Source organism: Hydrogenovibrio sp., from assembly GCF_965140365.1.
Taxonomy (GTDB): Bacteria; Pseudomonadota; Gammaproteobacteria; order Thiomicrospirales; family Thiomicrospiraceae; genus Hydrogenovibrio.
Window position 1 is genome coordinate 1124216 of record NZ_OZ223196.1, and the last position, 16518, is coordinate 1140733.

Sequence of the window (16518 nt, forward strand, 5' to 3'; positions counted from 1 at the left end):
CACTTATTCCGGGACCAAGTGTTCGGCGCGATAATGGCCATGCACGCTTCCAAGTCGTTCGCTTAAAAACGGCAAGCCGGCCTGTAGGGTTTCCATTAACTTCCACGGCGGATGAATCACAATCATGCCGCTGGCGGTCATGCCTTTGTCGCCGTCTTTGGCGATGCCTAACTCAAATAATTGAATATTGCGGATGCCGCTGTCGATAAACGCTTTTTCCATGGACAGAATGCGGTGGCGTTCCACCACGGGATACCATAACGCATAGGTGGCATTGGCAAACTTTTTGTGCGCTTTAATCAAGGTTTCCACGGCTTTTGCATAATCCGTTTTGACTTCGTAAGGTGGGTCCATCAATACATAACCGCGTTTTTCCTTGGGCGGCAATTGGCTGATGCAAGCATGAAACCCGTCTTTCGGGTAAACGTGAATACGCTTGTCTCCGGCGAAATTTCGTTGCAAAACCTGGCTTTCATTTGGGTGTAAATCGAATAAATCCAGCCGGTCTTGGGCACGAAGCAGGTGTTGCGCAAACCAGGGAGAACCCGGGTAGGTTTGCAGCTCGGCTTGCGGATTGAATGCCTGCACCGCCGTTAGATAATCTTTGACCAGGCCTGGGCAATTGTCCAATTCATTGAGTAGGGGCCAAAGTTGCCCGATGCCGTTTTCGTACTCCCGGTTTTTTTGCGCCTCACTGTCGGATAGGGTGAATGCGCCGGCGCCGGAATGGGTATCCAGGTAATAAATGGGTTTGGGTTTAAGGGTCAAATACTTGAGGATTTGAACCGTCACGCTGTGCTTGAGCACATCGGCGAAATTACCCGCATGAAAGGAGTGGCGATAGCTGAGCATGAATTTTTTCGTTCCTAGTCTTTATTAAAAGCTGACAGAGTCAGCGGTTTCGCTTGTTTTTCTTTTGCTTTCGAGCCTCAAGGCGGGCTTGCTTTTTCGCGGCTTTTTGTTCGCGCTTGATTTCGACTTGTTGCAATTCCTGCTCCATCATGTCCGGGGTTTCAAAGGTCAGGGCACCGAGTTGGCCGTCACGGATTTCGGTAATCAAAATACGGGAAATTTTATCCAGGTTGACCTGTCCGCCGCTGACCAAACAACCGCGGTCGCGGCCGATGGTTTCCAGAAAAGCGACATCCGGGAAGGGATCGTGCAGCGGGAGCTCGTCGAGTTGATAGCGTTCTTGCAAGCGTTCCGGGTAGTGTTCTAACAAGTATTCGGCCGCGTAACTGGCGATGTCGGGCAATTCGAAAGCGGTTTCTTTGATGCCGCCGGTAATCGCCAAACGATAACCGGAGTGTTCGTTTTCGATGTTTGGCCACAGCATGCCGGGGGAATCGAACAGGGTAATGCCGTCTTCCAGTTTGATGCGTTGCAGCATTTTGGTCACGGCCGGTTCATTGCCGGTTTTGGCAATCGGGCGGCTGGCCAGGGTATTGATTAAAGTGGATTTTCCAACATTCGGAATGCCAAGAATCAGCGCGTGTATGACTTTGACGGAATCTTCTTCACGCGGAAACATTTTATTAATGATGCCAAGCACTTGCGCTTTACGATCGGATTGCTGGGCATTCAAGGCCAATGTTTTAATGTTTTGATGTTGTTCGAAATAGCTTTGCCAATCAGCGGTTTTTTCGGCATCTGCCAGGTCGGATTTATTAAAAATTTTAAGGGTGGGTTTTTCGCCACGCAGTTTGGCAATCATTGGGTTTTCGCTGCTGAATGGAATGCGAGCGTCCAGTACTTCGATGATCAAATCCACTTGTGGAAGGATTTCGCGCACTTCTTTTTGCGCTTTGTGCATGTGCCCTGGATACCATTGAATTTGCATGTTTTGTTTTTAACCCTTTTGCTTGGATTGAGTTCAATTGAATTTAAGGTGAATTATAGACCTTTATCTTTGGCAGGCCTGGACATTTTTAATTTAAGGAAAACGGGATGATAAAATAAAGCTTTTTACTTTGTAGAGGGCCTTGCTTCAAGATGAATGCCGTTAAATTTCCTTTTTTGGAGCACATTGGTGCGGAATTAAAAAACTATACCACGGGAACGGCGGAAGTGGCACTTCATGTCGAGCCTTATCATCTACAACACATGGGGTTTGTACACGGTGGCGTAATTTCAACCTTGATGGATAACACCGGCTGGTATGCGGCGGTTTCAAGCTTGGATGAGGGGTTTACCGCCGTGACCATGGAAATCAAGATCAACTATCTTAAACCGGCTTCCGGGAAACATTTATTGGCGTCGGCTGAAGTGAAACGCCAAGGCAAGAAGGTGGCCTTTGTGACCATTGAGCTCCATGATGAAGGAAAGTTGGTGGCTTATGCGACCGGTACTTATGCGATTTTGAAAGAAGGCGCATAAAACCCAAAAACCGCCAGGCCTGGCGGTTTTCAATTAAGCGAGTTTAACCTCAGCGTCGGCCGAAAATGCGCATCAAAAAACGCACCAGCAGGACGATGCCGGAAATCAACCAAAGGTAAACAAACCAACGTACCACCTCATAAAGCGATGTCATCTGCCCTGACAGGTGTTGTAATCCTTCCACCGATAACTGGCCGTTTTCGGCTGTGCCGAGTGCGATCATCGCAACGATGAGCATCACGGCTCCCAGGCCAGCGCCTAAATACAGAAAAATTTTCTGCCAAATATCCATATGTTCTCTCTTTTAAGTTAGCGGAGTTGGTTGTTTGGTTACCGATTCTACCGAAAAAATGCTGTGGACGATATGATTAAGCAGATGTTTTAGCACTGAAAACCGAAAATAAGCTTAGCTTTTAAAGGGATAAGGCGCTATAGGGGGATGAAAAAATTTTATTTCCTAGTGGTTCACTAGGTTATATACTGTCAGCGAGGTATGTGAAATCGTTAATCGTTTAAGGGAGACTTGCTATGCCAAGAGCCAGAAACCCTCACGATGCGAGAAGTGTGCCTGTTCCTTCGGCGGCTCCGCATCATGTGAGGACGTCAACATCCGCCGACCATGCGAACCCGCGAGGGACCTTGTGTCGTTTTCAGCCGAAAGAAGTCAATATGATGCCCGGTAACTGGGCTGAGCCGGGAAATCCAACCCCGTATGAATTACGCGTGACAATTCAGACCTGTAAGCGCCTTTGGCATGAGAATAAAGCGGCTTTGGAGCATCCAGAATGCGATCATGAGGTGACCGAGCACAATATTAAAGTGCTGGAAAAGCTCTATATTCATTTGATGGATTATTTAGTGGAGTAGTTAGTTTTGAAAATTTTCGGGCATAAAAAAAGCAGGACAATGTCCTGCTTTTTTAAATCATAACACAGAAAGCTGTGGCTTACAGTGCCGTAATGTTTTCTGCTTGAGGGCCTTTAGCGCCTTGAGTGACAGTGAACTCAACTTTTTGACCTTCGGCCAAAGTTTTGAAGCCAGAACCGGAGATGGCACTGAAGTGTGCGAAAACATCCGGGCCGGATTCTTGTTCGATAAAGCCAAAGCCTTTTGATTCGTTAAACCATTTAACGGTACCAGTCGTTGTTTCAGACATAATATTGTATCCTGTAAAAATTTATAAAAAAGAGTGCCTTTCGGCGTAAACATCAGAAAAATAAACTGTTACTTATAATGTGAACTACTGAGAACGGAGAATTACGAATAAAACAACGAAGTCGTGCAGATAAACAAAGAATTTCAGAATTACTTTCTAAGTGGAAATCTATTAGACGCTAAAGTGAGTCATAAGTCAATTAATATTTGCAAAACAATTACTTTTGATTGTGGCTGTACTTTTAACCTTGTTATGACCAGGCCTGGTGATAACAAGGTTAAAGGTTTTTTCAAAGGTAAGAGACTAATTCCGTCAGCGGTAAGCGGTGTTTCGGTCTGGCTTGGTCGGCGGGTTCGCCCAAAGCCATAATGACGTGCAGGTCGTATTGATCGGCATCCAACTTCAAGGCTTTCATGGCTTGGTCTTTATCGAAGCCTTCAATTGGGCAAGAGTCGATGCCGAAGGCCTGAGCGGCGGTCATCATATTCCCCAAAGCGATGTAAGCCTGTTTCCCAGACCAGTAGGGTAAAGTTTGTTCGTTGAATTGACTGATGTAACTCGCGTAAAAGTTTAGCACACCCAGCATGGCATTGTCGTCCAGGCCCCAGCGATCAAACTGTTTTTTGGCATAATCGGTAATGCCGTCAAATTCCTTAACGGTGACGAATACAATCAGCTCGCTGCAAGTATCGATTTGCGGTTGGCCACCGCAGGCTTCTTTCAGTTTGGCACGCATGGTCTTATCTCGAACCACCAAAAAGCGGGTTGGCTCCAAACCAAAAGAGCTGGGCGATAGTCGACCAACTTCCAGAATTTTTTCAAGCGTTTCCGGTTCGATATTCGCTTCCGGCTTGAAGGCTTTAACGGCATAACGGTCTTGCATGGCTTGCATGAAGTTTTTTTCCATAAGAGTGTCCTTTTCAATGGCGTTCTGGTCAAATTTGTAAAGTGAGGTTATGCTATCATTTATATATGGTATTGGTAAGTATGTACTTTTTTGTAATATACTAACTTAAAAGTAACCATTAAAAATAAAAGGAATATAATGTCGGAAAAAACCTGCGGTTTTGTCGTTAATAACCAGACTTATCAGTGCGCCTTCCAGGTGGCAATTGATATTTTGGATGGTAAGTGGAAGGGGCTGATTCTGTGGTATTTAATGCAAGGGCCGAAACGTAATAGTGAATTGCGTCGTCTGATACCGAAAATCACACAGAAAATGCTGACGCAAAAACTTCGACAACTGGAGGATGAAGGTATTGTCATTCGCACTGTATATCCGGTGGTGCCGCCAAAAGTGGATTACCGGCTTACCGAACAAGGCGAACGTCTTAAGCCGGTGTTGGAATTGCTTTACGAATGGGGGGCTGATTACATCGATGCACGTCAGGTTGACGCTCATCGGCGTGTAACGGATGGTGGAGCCAGCTAGAAAAATCCGGCTTTAAGTAAACAGCTTGTCAATAATGAAACCACCCCAGACCAGTGCGGCGAGAAAAAATGACAGGAATACCGCGGCGGAGCCTTGGTCTTTAGCTCGGCCGGACAGTTTGTGGTAGTCTTCGCCAATGCGATCAATCGTGGATTCCACTGCGGAGTTCAGCATTTCCACAATCAGCACAAACACCAAGACACCGATTAAGGCAATGATTTCCATTAAGCTGTCGCCCAACCAAAATGCAATCGGCGTTAACAACAAACATAAGATGGCCTCCTGGCGGAAAGCCGCTTCGTGTTTCCAGGTGGACTTTAATCCTTTGTAAGAGTAACCGGCGGCGTAAAAAATGCGCGACCATCCGGTGTAAGGCGATTTCAAGGGGTTTTCCTTTTCAGTTCAGTATCGTAGTTGTGGCCATATGCCATTCGCTATCGTGGTTGAAAGTCTGCAGAACATAAAGCGTTTTTTGAATCATATAGTGAGAGAGCTTTGCACGAGATGGATGCACGGATAAAAATGGCTAAAATTTCCCTGAATGTCGTTGAAAAACTGGCGAATAGCTCGCTATTCGCTGCGTTTTCCGCCTAATTCAGAAAAATTTTATCTCATTTTTCTATCGCGCCCCACTCATGCAAAGCTCTCAGTGAGGATTCGACTTGCGTCAAACACTGTGCGAAATGAAAAACATCATCCAATAGCCCTGGTTGGTCAGTGTGGTTCATCATTATTTGGTTAACCTTTTTTCTTTCCAAAGCATTAAGGTGTTCGGTTTTCCAGCATCGCCATTTTGATGCCGGTGTAAATCAATGTTAGCCCCGCGGCTTTATTGATCAACTGAATCGCCCAAGCTTTCAATTTTCGTCTTGCCATATGGGCCCCCATAAAACTGTAAAGGCTGTAAACCAAGGTGTCGGCAAAGAAAAAGGTTAGCCCAATCAGAAGCAGTTGCATGAATAACGGTTCGTTTGGGTTAATGAACTGAGGCAACAGGGCGGTGAAGTACATTAACGCTTTGGGGTTGGCCAATTGAATCACCAATCCTTGGCTGAAGAGCTTAAGTGCGTGATGGTCGGTTTTTGTCTGGCGGAATTGAATGGCCGATCCCTTACTGAACAGCACGGTCACCCCTAGGTAAATTAAAAATGCCACGCCCAACCATTTGATGAGGGTGAACATTAAGCTGGAAGCGACAATCAAAGCGGAAATGCCCGTTGCCGATAACGCAAAGAAAATCAAGTCCGCTGATGCAATGCCTAAGACGCCTAAAAATGCTTTTTTGGATTGCAGTGACGCGCCTTGTGAAGCGACGGTCATCGCCGACGGCCCGGGCACCAGAATCAATAAAAAAGTAGTGATGAAAAAGATGGAATAATGTTCGATGGACACTTTGATTACGCCTGTGTAATTAAGAGCTTAATCTTACGACTTTTGAAGCCAAAGAATGCATTTTTTATCGTGAAAACAAAAAACCACCAGGCCTGGTGGTTTTTATGAATGGACGTATAATGCCGAACTCGACTTAAGCGTTGAGCTTGGCTAGTAAGAAATCCATAAACTCCGCTTCGGCCACGTCCTGGGGTTTTTCATCTGTGCGGTGTTTGTATTCAATCATGCCGTTGTCCAAGCCTCGCTCACCGATAACGATTCGATGCGGAATGCCAATCAACTCCATGTCGTTAAACATTACGCCCGGGCGTTCGCTGCGGTCGTCGAACAGCACTTCGATGCCTTTGGCCGTTAATTCGTCATAAAGTTTGTTGGCGGCTTCCGCCACACGGGGCGATTTATGCATTTGCATTGGCACGATGCACACTTGGAACGGTGCGATGGCTTCCGGCCAGATAATGCCTTTGTCGTCGTGATTCTGCTCGATGGCCGCGGCGACCACACGCGTGACGCCAATGCCGTAACAACCCATTTCCAATACTTGCGCACGAGAGTTTTCGTTCAGTACGGTGGCGTTAAGGGCTTCGGAATATTTGTTGCCCAGTTGGAAAATGTGGCCCACTTCAATGCCGCGACGAATTTCGATTTTGCCTTTCCCGCATGGGCTGGGATCGCCTTTGACGACATTACGGATGTCGGCGACCAGTGTTGGGTTGGCGTTACGATCCCAGTTGGCGCCGGTGTAGTGAAAGCCGTCTTCATTGGCACCGCAGATGAAATCCACAGCGTGGTCAGCGGTACGATCCACAATGACGGGAATATTTAAACCCACCGGCCCGATGGAGCCGGCATTGCAACCGACGGCGTTGAGTATTTCGGCATCACTGGCCATTTCAAGTGGTTCGGCCACCAAGTCCAGTTTTTCGGCCTTGATTTCGTTGAGCTCGTGGTCGCCACGTACCACCAGCGCCACGACCGGGTTTTCGTCGGTCGCCCCTTTGACAATCAAGGTTTTCAAGACTTTCTTTTTCTTGACCTGCAGAAAGTCACAGACTTCTTCAATGCTATGTTTGCCGGGGGTGGCGACTTTGGTCAGGTCTTCGTTCGGGGCCGGACGCTCTCCGCGAGGCTCCAGAGCTTCTGCCAGTTCGACGTTTGCGGCGAAATCGGATTCGGTGGAGAAAGCGATGTCGTCTTCACCGGAGTCGGCCAGCACGTGGAATTCGTGCGAGCCGTCGCCGCCGATGGAACCGGTGTCCGCCTGGACTGGACGGAAGTCGAGTCCGATGCGCGTAAAGATGCGGTTATAAGCATCGTACATTTCGTCGTAAGTGGTTTGCAGGCTGTTGCGATCCATATGGAAAGAGTAGGCGTCTTTCATAATGAATTCACGCGAACGCATGACGCCAAAACGTGGACGAATTTCATCACGGAATTTGGTTTGAATTTGGTAGAAATTGGCGGGTAACTGCTTGTAACTGCGGATTTCCTTGCGTACCAAATCGGTGATGATTTCTTCGTGGGTTGGCCCTAGGGCAAAATCGCGTTGGTGGCGGTCTTTAAAACGCAGCAGTTCCGGCCCGTAATCCTCGGCACGGCCGGATTCTTCCCACAGTTCCATGGGTTGCACCACCGGCATCAGCAATTCCTGCGCGCCGGAGCGGTTCATTTCCTCACGCACAATCGCTTCCACTTTGCGTAACACTCGCACACCCAATGGCAGCCAGTTGTATAAGCCGCCTGCCAGCGGCCGAATCAAACCGGCACGCAGCATAAGCTGGTGGCTGATGACAACGGCATCGGCCGGGGTTTCACGAGTGGTGGCGAGTAAAAGCGATGATGTTTTCATGGTGCGAAATCAAACCCTTCTTGGTGAATTTTTAATCGGATAAACAAAGCGGCTATTTTAGCATGAAAGGTCGGTCGAGAAACCGAAAATCCTGCCAGGCCTGACGTGGTCTGTGGGCTTAACGAATGTAACCGATGACGGCGATGAAATGACAGATGGAACCGGCCAGTACAAACAGGTGCCAGATGCCATGTGCATGACGTAGTAGGTTTTTGTCATCGAGAATATAGAAAACAATGCCGGCCGTGTAAGCGATGCCGCCGATGGTCAACCAGTAAAGGCCGGCTGTGGGCAGCGCCGCTTTTAAAGCGCTGAAATCCAGCATGACCATCCAGCCCATAATCAGGTAAATGGCTAGCTGTAACCATTCAATGCGACGTTTGATAAAAAGGTCGAGCAGAATGCCAACAATGGCCAGTGACCAGACAATGATCAGTATCAATAAGCCTTTGGAATCGATTAATGTCACCAGCGTGAAAGGTGTGTAGGTGCCGGCAATCAGTAGGTAAATGGAAATGTGATCCAGCTTTTGAAAAATTCGCTTCGACAAGGGGTGTTTAAAGCTGTGGTATAAGGTTGAAAAGCTGTAAAGCATCACCAGTGTCAGGCCGAATGTCAGGTAACCGATAAACAACAGGACACTGTTTTGCAAAATGCCCACTGCAATTAAGGCGCCAAGCCCCATCAGCGCGAAAACCGCGCCGACAAGATGGGTGATGCTATTGAATTTTTCGGAATAATACATGCGTTTAAAGGCACTCTAAATTTAAATGTTAAGTCAGTGTATCAAACCCCTCTGAATTCTGTGATGAAAAAATCATGAAATCCAGAGGGGTGAATGGATGGCCGTTACGACAAAAATCGCCAGGCCTGGCGATTTTCGTTATTCATGAAGGTTTGGTTTTCCGGATCAAGGCATGGAAATAAATCCAAGCCAATATTGCGTTTAAGGCCGCAGGCAGTAATAACGAAAGATACCCGAACCACTGAAAACTGAAAATGCCGATTAGGCCACCCAGAATAAAGCCTATGAGTATGGCGAATAATAGCCAGGTTTTCCAGGAGAAAGCCGTACCGGTGCGAAAACGGTGGGCAATGGAAACCCCAATGTCCGTGGTGATGCCGGTGACGTGGGTGGTCCGAATCTGCAAGCCTTTATAGCTGGCAACCATGGCATTTTGCAAGCCGCAAGCCAGGGCACTGAACATTAAAGCCAGAAGGTTGACGGAGTAAGCCATGACGGCGGCCACCGTCAGTATGGCGGCATTTAGAAAAAGGGCGACGCCGTAGCTTTTATCTTCTTTGTATTGACTGTGACCGATAATGAAACCGGATAAAAAAGCACCCATAATAAAGCTTAGTAAAATGGATAAGCTGATGATGAACGGTTTCCAGTCAAAATGAAAACCGCTGTCGCTAAGGTGGGAAGCCACCCCAGTCATCTGGCTGACCGGCAGACCGAATTCAATCAGCATGATGCTGTTGATAAAGCCGGCAATGGCCGACATACCGATGGCAATGGCAAAGACCTTGGAAACACTGTAGTCGTGTGGGGTGGTGTTGAGCACGTAATCCTCTTTTGGAACCTAGAGCGGATAAAGTTAAAAAACTAAAATACGCCTTATAACCCCAGTTGTAAAGAGGGATTGGGTGGAATTTTGCTAGTCCAGCATTTGATGGCCGACGTAAGAAAAAATACCAATCATAATGCCCGTCAGGAATTGAGCGTGTACCAGATAAGAAAACTGGCGTAATTGACGGGGTGAAAATTTCCAGCGCAGAAAAAAGCCAAACAAGCCCTGCCAAACCAGAAGTAACATCACGACTTGAAACAGCAATATTTCAAAATGAAAGCCGACCAGTAAAATATGCAAAAAGGTTACCGCCAAGGTCGCGACACCAACATAGACATGGGTTCGGTTTAAGGGCACTAAAAGTTTTTGAATCAGAGATTGTGTTGGCTGATAGAGCATATTCGGCACCATACGATCGGCAACCGAACCTTTTTCGAATAGCAGCTTCAGTAAGGTACGGGCATAGATGAATAATAGCAACCAAAGCGCGATTTCCCCAAAGCCTTCACCGATTTCCGTGAGGAAGGTTTCATCTTCCTGTTGCGGCGGCAAACGGTTGCGAGCATAAAAATAATAGGCGAGCGAAACGGCGAAAATGCTCGCCGTGTAGATGAGCAGGGTTCTAAAGGATTTCATTGGCTGCGATTGATGTTTAGCGCGCCTGATTAACCGTATTTTTCTTTACAGCGTTCGATGGCATCCCAGTAAGCTTTATTGTCTTTCGGGTTATCTTTGGTGCTGTCCCAAAGCTGGCTGGCTTTTTCTTTACACTCTCTCAATTCGGCATTTTCACAGCCGCTGAGCATGACTAGGCTTGAAGTAAATAATGATACCAGGATAAAACGTGAAACCAGGGTACGCATGATAGAGGCTTCCTTTATAACGGAATGAATTCAAAATTCAAGTGTATCAAATCCCTCAGCGTTCACAAGTGATTTTACTTATAGTGAAACTAAAAACCTGAATGCTTAATCGGTATCTATTTCTCTGGGCTGATATGCGCGATACGAGCGTTAATTGATTGATTTCGGATGTTTTATTAGAGGTCTGTCTCGGTTTTCAGTATGATAGCGCCATCTGCAAGGGAACCTCGTGCAAGAGAACCTCGTACAAGGGAACCTCTGATTGAATCGAATTTATAAAGTTAACAGGAGTTGGCATGCATCGCGCGCTTCGAGAAGAAAAAGACTGGACACAACGTTATACGGATTTTTTGGAAAATCAGGCCTCCCGTGAAGCGCGTATTGTGTATCAACGTGATCGGGCGCGGGTGATTCACTCGGCCTCGTTTCGGCGTTTGCAAGCGAAAACCCAAATATTCGGTTTGAATGAGTCCGATTTTTACCGCACACGTTTGACCCATTCGATGGAAGTGGCGCAAATTGGCTCAGGCCTCGTAGAACAGCTGATTACGGTTGGTGATGGTCGGGATTATCTGGATTGGTTGCCATCGTTTTATCTGATTGAAGCCATCTGCTTAGCACACGATTTGGGTCACCCGCCTTACGGTCATGGCGGGGAAGTGGCCTTGAATTATATGATGCGGACACATGGCGGTTTTGAAGGCAATGCTCAAACGTTACGCATTTTAGCCCGCTTGGGTGAATACACTCCTAAAAACGGTATCGACCTGTCACGCCGCGCCACGCTCGGCGTTCTGAAATACCCGGCGATTTACGATGAAGTGATTGCGTTGAACGAACCCTATCAAAGCCAAATGCAGGAGCCGGACGCGTTTGATTTCAGAACGTTGGATATGAGCCGTTGGTATCCCCCGAAAGCCAGCGTATTCCTGGAAGAGAAAACTCAGTTTGAATGGGTGCTGGATTTGTTTTCCGATTCCGATAAGGAGCTGTTCACGCAATTGAAACCGAATGAACAAGGCTTTCATAAGACCCAATATAAAGCGTTGGATACCACCATTATGGAATTGGCGGACGACATTGCTTATGGCATTCACGACCTGGAAGATGCGGTCGCCATGGGCATGGTGGGGCGGGAGCTCTGGCAGGCGGAAGTCATGGAGCACCCGGATTTCAAACAATATCCTCTGTGGGACGAGGTCATGACGGAACGTTTGTTCAGCCCGCGTTCCAAAGATCGCAAGCACGCCATCAGCAAAATGGTGGGCATTATGGTGGAAAGCGTTTATATCGATGAAAACGAAGTGTTTGAGCATCCATTACTGCGCTACCAAGCCAAGCTCGGTCAAGCGGAAATGACGGTATTGGAATTGTTGAAAACGTTCGTGTATGTCCACGTCATCACCTTGCCGGAAGTAAAAGGCATGGAGTACAAAGGGCAATTGATTACGTTGGATTTGTTTAAATCTTTGCGTGCCAACCCTCAAGCCTTGCTACCACGAAACACCTTTATGAAGTACGATCAATCCGATTCGGAACGGGACCGTCAACGTGTGATTTCCGATTATATTGCCGGCATGACCAATACCTATGCTTCACGTATGTATGAGAAGTTTTTCACCGCGTCCCAAGGATCGATTTTTGACCGAATTTAGGACTGGAAATCGAGGTGAATTTATTTCTATATTTTACTTGAGATGAATTGTTCAAGTTCTTTATATTTCAAGGGTTTTGAAAAGTAGTACCCTTGAAATAATTCACATTCATAATCGCATAATTGTTGTAGCTGTTCGAGGGTTTCCACACCTTCCGCCAGAGTGCGCATATTCAGTTTTTGACCGATTTCGATAATACTTTCCACCAAGCCTTGGTCGGATGGTTTGTTCAGGATATTATCAATAAAGCTCTTGTCTATTTTCAGTTCGTCGAAGGGTAATTTTCGCAACAGGCTCAAGGAAGAAAAGCCGGTTCCGAAGTCGTCCAGGGATAACCAGATACCACGTCGCTGGAGTCGAATCAACAAATCACGGACGTATTCAAAGTCTTCAATGAACAAGGATTCGGTCACTTCAATGGTGAGTCGGTCGGCCGGGTAGTCATTTTTTTGAATGGCTTCTGTTAAGTCACGATAGAAGCCGTGGCTCATAAACTGGCGGGCCGACACATTGAGCGAGAGGCGAAAGTGTACGTCGTGGTTTTTTTGAAATTCGGCCATCTGGCACAAAGCGGTGTCGAGAATGTAATGGCCGAGTTCCGGCATATAGCCGATTTCCTCGGCAATCGGGATGAATTCAGCCGGTGATATTTCACCAAAGGTGGTGTTTTGCCAGCGTGCTAACGCCTCCACGCCGTGTAGTTTTTGGTTTCGGTCCAGTTGGGGCTGATAGACCACGTAAATTTCGTTGTATTTGATGGCCTGGCGGAGCTTGTGTTCCAGATGAACCTTGTGCAGGGTATTTTGGCGCATGGTTTCGGAAAAGAATGCCACGGCATTTTTATGCTTTTTGGCATGATACATCGCCATGTCTGCCCGGCTGAGAATGGTTTTGAGGGTGTCGCCGTCTTGCGGGTATTGTGCGATGCCGATACTCATCCCAAGGTTGAAGCGCATGTCGTCAATGTGAAATGGCAGAGAAAGCGACTTAATGAAGCTGTGGGCCAGTGCTGATACGTCGTTCGATGTGGAATGCACGATGATAACGAATTCATCACCGCCGAAGCGAATCACCGAGTCTGTTTTGTGCAAGAGGGCTTTGAAACGTTTCGATACTTCGGTCAGCACAGTATCGCCGGTTTCGTGTCCGAAATTGTCGTTGATGTTTTTGAAGTTATCCAGGTCGAGAAACATTAAACTGTATTCGTGGTTGGGGTTGCTCTCTAATTGGTGTTTGAGTTCGGTGTCCAAGTAATAACGGTTGGGCAAATTGGTGAGCGGATCATGCGTGGCCTGATGCAGCAGTCGACTACGGGTGCGTTCTTCGTAGTTGGCGATGGTTCGGAACAGTGCGAAGGTAATGATGATTGCAATCAGGAAAAAAGAGCTGTAAGTCATCATGACTCTACCGAACTCCGGCGTAAGGGTTTTGATTGGTTGGAACAGTGTTACCCAAAGGTCATAGCGTTGGTTATAGACCACGCTGCCCAGCATTTTGTTGTTGAAAACTTTTGAGTCCAAATCGAACGCGAAAGGGGTTGAGTAGTGTTTCATTTCTTCCAGTGTCAGGCCATAGCGTTCGCGATAATTGCGTTTCAAGCGCCCCAGTAGTTCATCCGACAGCGGGTGCATATAGAACTTATCATAATCGCTTTTTGGAATACCGGTCACGAATAGGCGGTAATAGTTCAAGTCGCTGATAATGTCCGCGTGACGAGATTCTTCCAGACGAAAATTGCTGAGGAAGTTGGCTTCACCCACTTTTAAGGCGGTAATGATGACGGCGACAACCTTTCCGGTTTCATCTCGCAGGGCTTTTCGCATGGGAAGGAGCCAGGTATTGAGCGCGGGATAATCGTACGTCCGTCCGAGAATCATCTTCTGACTTTCCAATGCTTTTTGAAAGGAATCTCGGGTAATGTCGTTTTCCAGGAAATTGACGGCTTTGTCGATGTTGAGATTGGAGCTGAAAGCGATCATGTCACCTTGTGGCGTCGCCAACCCAAAACCCGCCAGAACCGGCTTGGCCGTCAGCATCTTGTCGAACAGTTTTTGGGTTTTTGTCAGATCCTGATAGGTGTTGTTTTGAAGTAATTGTGCACCGAGCAAATCAAGCAGCAGTTCGTTTTCGACCAAGGTACTTTGCATGATGTGGTTGAGCAAACTGGTGTCCGCAGAGAGTTCGCGGGACAGCTCGGTTTTCATGCTGTTGTATTTGCTGACCGACAAAGAGATGAAGACGGCCGCACTGACGGCGAGAATCAGGTAGAAAAGCCCCCATATATTAGAGTTTAGCCGCTTCATGAATGCTTGAACCTTCGGTCAATGGTTTGAATCTATCTTATTGGATTTTTAGAAAAAAAGGAATCGGAAGAAGCTTGAAAGCTTATTTTGGAAGATAGTACTTCTTCGCCACAGCGGGTTTCAATGGTTTCGAAAAACGGCCACACCTTAAAGGGTATAAAGGCCTGGCCGTTTTGCCGGAGAGGCTTAGGGCGTCTTTTTGACGTTGCAGGGCCCAGTCACGGTGCTCCAAAACCAGCTCAGAATCGGTCGAAAGGGTTTCCAGCGCTTGTACAATGCGTCGGCTGAGGTCGGTATCTTCTAGGGCATTGCCCAGTGCGATGCACAGGTTGCGTTGCCATTGTTCAAAACCGATTCGGCGTATTGGCGAGCCTTCAAAATGGTTCAAGAACTCGGCTTCGTTCCAGTCGAGTAGTTCCAATAAACTGGCAGAGTCCAGCGCGTGTTTAGGCTTGAAAGCGGTTTCTTCGGTGGCTTCGGTGAATTTATTCCAAGGGCAGACCAGCTGACAGTCGTCACAGCCGTAAATACGGTTCCCCATTTTTTCACGCAACTCGGGGGCGATGACACCTTTGTATTCGATGGTTAAATAGGAAATGCAGCGGCGAGCATCCACCACGGCGTTATCGACGATGGCCTGTGTCGGGCATTCATCGATGCAGGCGGTGCAAGGCCCGCAGCCCTGTTTGTCAAATGGCGGGTCGATGGGCAATGGCAGGTTGGTGTAAAGCTCGCCCAGGAAAAACCAGGAACCGGCGCGGGGGTGGATAATCAAACTGTTTTTGCCGATAAAGCCCAAGCCGGCTTTTTCCGCCAAGGGGCGCTCAAGCACCGGAGCCGAGTCCACAAACGCCCGATAGTGAAACGATTCGGCTTTTTCCGACAGTTCGGCTTCGATTTTTGCGGCCAGCTGTTGTAAGCGTTTGCGCATCAGCTTGTGATAATCCTTGTGCAGTGCATAGCGGGAAACGTACGCCTGGCCGTTGGCTTGCAATTGCTCTATCGGGGAATGGGCATCTTGATCAAAATAATTCAAACGCACACTGATGACGCGGACCGTGCCGGGTTCAAGCTCGGCGGGACGGGTGCGTTTGGTGCCGTGGCGCGCCATATATTCCATGTCGCCGTGATAATGTTCGCCGAGCCAATTGAAATAATGGGCTTCATACGCAGACAGGTCCGTATCGGTAATGCCAACATCGGCAAAGCCGAGCGCCTGGCCCCAATGTTTAATCTTCTCGGCAAGTTGGTATAATGGCGCTTCCGGCATCTTGAAGAATGGTCTCGTATTTTTTAATTAAATGCCCTTGCTGTTCGTCAAGGTCGGTCACCGTCAGGAGTTGAGATTACCAATGGTTCATTCAGAAACACATTCTAGCAAAAATGATGGCGCTTCCGAGAAATGCGAATGGCATTTGGCGGACGAAGCCGCCACTCAAGCGTTTGCCGAAGCCTGTGCTGAGATGTGTCGCGATGAATTCGCCTTTCGGCCAGGCCTGGTGGTTTATCTGCAAGGCGACTTGGGGGCAGGCAAGTCGTTTTTCTCCCGTGCCTTTATTCAACGCTTTTTGCCGAACCAGAAAGTGAAAAGCCCGACCTATACATTAGTGGAAACTTACCCGACGGACGAGGGGCCGATTCTGCATTTTGACCTTTATCGTTTATGTGACCCCGAAGAACTCGAGTTTCTAGCGATTCGCGACCTGATGACGCCGCCGTTTATCGCGCTGGTGGAATGGCCGTCAAAAGGCGTTGGGATTTTGCCGGAAGCGGATTTGCGCATTGAATTATCGCCGGACGGCACCGGGCGAAAAGTTTCGGTAACCCCCATAAAACCGGCTTTTGAAGCGTTTGTCAGAAAACTGACAAAAAAATTGGCACGGTAATTGATTATGGCTACTCACGTGATATTTAAAAT

Annotated in this window: 19 protein-coding genes; 5 read left to right on the forward strand and 14 right to left on the reverse strand. The window is 47.6% G+C overall.

The genetic code is table 11. From position 1 onward, the window contains the following. Window positions 1–3 precede the first annotated feature (3 nt). Window positions 4–852 carry a 23S rRNA (adenine(2030)-N(6))-methyltransferase RlmJ gene (locus AC0KH7_RS05360; protein ID WP_472371398.1) on the reverse strand — a complete coding sequence of 283 codons (849 nt, stop codon included), beginning with the start codon at window positions 850–852 and terminating at the stop codon, window positions 4–6. A gap of 40 nt (window positions 853–892) precedes the next feature. Beyond that, window positions 893–1840 carry a ribosome biogenesis GTPase YlqF gene (gene ylqF / locus AC0KH7_RS05365; protein WP_472371400.1) on the reverse strand — a complete coding sequence of 316 codons (948 nt, stop codon included), beginning with the start codon at window positions 1838–1840 and terminating at the stop codon, window positions 893–895. A 152-nt stretch (window positions 1841–1992) separates the two neighbouring features. On the opposite strand from ylqF, the gene AC0KH7_RS05370 reads away from it, so the two are divergent. After that, the gene (locus AC0KH7_RS05370; protein ID WP_472371402.1) at window positions 1993–2376 is read left to right on the forward strand and encodes a PaaI family thioesterase; all 384 of its coding nucleotides are present in this window, start codon (window positions 1993–1995) and stop codon (window positions 2374–2376) included. 49 nt (window positions 2377–2425) lie between these two features. Here AC0KH7_RS05370 and AC0KH7_RS05375 read toward each other — a convergent pair whose 3' ends face one another. Further along, complete coding sequence (locus AC0KH7_RS05375) at window positions 2426–2668, reverse strand: hypothetical protein (RefSeq protein WP_068648515.1); 243 nt, start codon at window positions 2666–2668, stop codon at window positions 2426–2428. A gap of 236 nt (window positions 2669–2904) precedes the next feature. On the opposite strand from AC0KH7_RS05375, the gene AC0KH7_RS05380 reads away from it, so the two are divergent. After that, a complete protein-coding gene (locus tag AC0KH7_RS05380; RefSeq protein WP_472367009.1) occupies window positions 2905–3243 on the forward strand; it encodes a hypothetical protein in 339 nt (112 codons plus the stop codon). 79 nt (window positions 3244–3322) lie between these two features. Here the strand turns inward: AC0KH7_RS05380 and AC0KH7_RS05385 are convergent, their stop codons facing one another. Next, window positions 3323–3532: a cold-shock protein gene (locus tag AC0KH7_RS05385; protein ID WP_472371404.1), complete on the reverse strand. Its 210-nt coding sequence runs from the start codon at window positions 3530–3532 to the stop codon at window positions 3323–3325. Between the two features lie 289 nt (window positions 3533–3821). Beyond that, window positions 3822–4439, reverse strand: coding sequence for an NAD(P)H-dependent oxidoreductase (locus tag AC0KH7_RS05390; protein WP_472371406.1), 618 nt, complete (start codon window positions 4437–4439; stop codon window positions 3822–3824). Between the two features lie 138 nt (window positions 4440–4577). On the opposite strand from AC0KH7_RS05390, the gene AC0KH7_RS05395 reads away from it, so the two are divergent. Further along, complete coding sequence (locus AC0KH7_RS05395) at window positions 4578–4964, forward strand: winged helix-turn-helix transcriptional regulator (protein ID WP_472367012.1); 387 nt, start codon at window positions 4578–4580, stop codon at window positions 4962–4964. A gap of 12 nt (window positions 4965–4976) precedes the next feature. Here AC0KH7_RS05395 and AC0KH7_RS05400 read toward each other — a convergent pair whose 3' ends face one another. From AC0KH7_RS05400 to AC0KH7_RS05430, 7 genes are all read right to left on the reverse strand, one after another. Then, window positions 4977–5348, reverse strand: a complete 372-nt coding sequence (locus AC0KH7_RS05400) for a diacylglycerol kinase (RefSeq protein WP_472371408.1) — start codon at window positions 5346–5348, stop codon at window positions 4977–4979. Between the two features lie 378 nt (window positions 5349–5726). Further along, the gene (locus AC0KH7_RS05405) at window positions 5727–6356 is read right to left on the reverse strand and encodes a LysE family translocator (protein WP_472371410.1); all 630 of its coding nucleotides are present in this window, start codon (window positions 6354–6356) and stop codon (window positions 5727–5729) included. 133 nt (window positions 6357–6489) lie between these two features. After that, window positions 6490–8205, reverse strand: a complete 1716-nt coding sequence (locus AC0KH7_RS05410) for a proline--tRNA ligase (protein WP_472371412.1) — start codon at window positions 8203–8205, stop codon at window positions 6490–6492. Between the two features lie 118 nt (window positions 8206–8323). After that, window positions 8324–8950 (reverse strand): PAQR family membrane homeostasis protein TrhA, encoded by a 627-nt coding sequence (gene trhA / locus AC0KH7_RS05415; RefSeq protein WP_472371414.1) that lies wholly within the window; start codon window positions 8948–8950, stop codon window positions 8324–8326. A 142-nt stretch (window positions 8951–9092) separates the two neighbouring features. Then, window positions 9093–9773: a YoaK family protein gene (locus AC0KH7_RS05420; protein WP_472371416.1), complete on the reverse strand. Its 681-nt coding sequence runs from the start codon at window positions 9771–9773 to the stop codon at window positions 9093–9095. 93 nt (window positions 9774–9866) lie between these two features. Next, window positions 9867–10415 (reverse strand): hypothetical protein, encoded by a 549-nt coding sequence (locus AC0KH7_RS05425; protein WP_472371418.1) that lies wholly within the window; start codon window positions 10413–10415, stop codon window positions 9867–9869. 29 nt (window positions 10416–10444) lie between these two features. Beyond that, window positions 10445–10642 carry a hypothetical protein gene (locus AC0KH7_RS05430; protein WP_472371420.1) on the reverse strand — a complete coding sequence of 66 codons (198 nt, stop codon included), beginning with the start codon at window positions 10640–10642 and terminating at the stop codon, window positions 10445–10447. 296 nt (window positions 10643–10938) lie between these two features. On the opposite strand from AC0KH7_RS05430, the gene AC0KH7_RS05435 reads away from it, so the two are divergent. Then, window positions 10939–12297 carry an anti-phage deoxyguanosine triphosphatase gene (locus tag AC0KH7_RS05435; protein WP_472371422.1) on the forward strand — a complete coding sequence of 453 codons (1359 nt, stop codon included), beginning with the start codon at window positions 10939–10941 and terminating at the stop codon, window positions 12295–12297. Between the two features lie 26 nt (window positions 12298–12323). On the opposite strand, the gene AC0KH7_RS05440 is transcribed toward AC0KH7_RS05435, so the two are convergent. Both AC0KH7_RS05440 and queG read right to left on the reverse strand, forming a co-directional pair. Further along, window positions 12324–14600: a bifunctional diguanylate cyclase/phosphodiesterase gene (locus AC0KH7_RS05440; protein WP_472371424.1), complete on the reverse strand. Its 2277-nt coding sequence runs from the start codon at window positions 14598–14600 to the stop codon at window positions 12324–12326. An 82-nt stretch (window positions 14601–14682) separates the two neighbouring features. Further along, the gene (queG, locus tag AC0KH7_RS05445) at window positions 14683–15870 is read right to left on the reverse strand and encodes a tRNA epoxyqueuosine(34) reductase QueG (protein WP_472371426.1); all 1188 of its coding nucleotides are present in this window, start codon (window positions 15868–15870) and stop codon (window positions 14683–14685) included. Window positions 15871–15952: 82 nt separating this feature from the next. On the opposite strand from queG, the gene tsaE reads away from it, so the two are divergent. Next, window positions 15953–16486, forward strand: a complete 534-nt coding sequence (gene tsaE, locus AC0KH7_RS05450; protein ID WP_472371428.1) for a tRNA (adenosine(37)-N6)-threonylcarbamoyltransferase complex ATPase subunit type 1 TsaE — start codon at window positions 15953–15955, stop codon at window positions 16484–16486. The last annotated feature ends 32 nt before the right edge of the window (window positions 16487–16518 follow it).

Bases quoted from the DNA above. Each gene is read 5' to 3' on its own strand.
- AC0KH7_RS05360 (WP_472371398.1), bottom strand. From the start codon at position 852: ATGCTCAGCTATCGCCACTCCTTTCATGCGGGTAATTTCGCCGATGTG.
- ylqF (WP_472371400.1), bottom strand. From the start codon at position 1,840: ATGCAAATTCAATGGTATCCAGGGCACATGCACAAAGCGCAAAAAGAA.
- AC0KH7_RS05370 (WP_472371402.1), top strand. From the start codon at position 1,993: ATGAATGCCGTTAAATTTCCTTTTTTGGAGCACATTGGTGCGGAATTA.
- AC0KH7_RS05375 (WP_068648515.1), bottom strand. From the start codon at position 2,668: ATGGATATTTGGCAGAAAATTTTTCTGTATTTAGGCGCTGGCCTGGGA.
- AC0KH7_RS05380 (WP_472367009.1), top strand. From the start codon at position 2,905: ATGCCAAGAGCCAGAAACCCTCACGATGCGAGAAGTGTGCCTGTTCCT.
- AC0KH7_RS05385 (WP_472371404.1), bottom strand. From the start codon at position 3,532: ATGTCTGAAACAACGACTGGTACCGTTAAATGGTTTAACGAATCAAAA.
- AC0KH7_RS05390 (WP_472371406.1), bottom strand. From the start codon at position 4,439: ATGGAAAAAAACTTCATGCAAGCCATGCAAGACCGTTATGCCGTTAAA.
- AC0KH7_RS05395 (WP_472367012.1), top strand. From the start codon at position 4,578: ATGTCGGAAAAAACCTGCGGTTTTGTCGTTAATAACCAGACTTATCAG.
- AC0KH7_RS05410 (WP_472371412.1), bottom strand. From the start codon at position 8,205: ATGAAAACATCATCGCTTTTACTCGCCACCACTCGTGAAACCCCGGCC.
- trhA (WP_472371414.1), bottom strand. From the start codon at position 8,950: ATGTATTATTCCGAAAAATTCAATAGCATCACCCATCTTGTCGGCGCG.
- AC0KH7_RS05425 (WP_472371418.1), bottom strand. From the start codon at position 10,415: ATGAAATCCTTTAGAACCCTGCTCATCTACACGGCGAGCATTTTCGCC.
- AC0KH7_RS05430 (WP_472371420.1), bottom strand. From the start codon at position 10,642: ATGCGTACCCTGGTTTCACGTTTTATCCTGGTATCATTATTTACTTCA.
- AC0KH7_RS05435 (WP_472371422.1), top strand. From the start codon at position 10,939: ATGCATCGCGCGCTTCGAGAAGAAAAAGACTGGACACAACGTTATACG.
- AC0KH7_RS05440 (WP_472371424.1), bottom strand. From the start codon at position 14,600: ATGAAGCGGCTAAACTCTAATATATGGGGGCTTTTCTACCTGATTCTC.
- queG (WP_472371426.1), bottom strand. From the start codon at position 15,870: ATGCCGGAAGCGCCATTATACCAACTTGCCGAGAAGATTAAACATTGG.
- tsaE (WP_472371428.1), top strand. From the start codon at position 15,953: ATGGTTCATTCAGAAACACATTCTAGCAAAAATGATGGCGCTTCCGAG.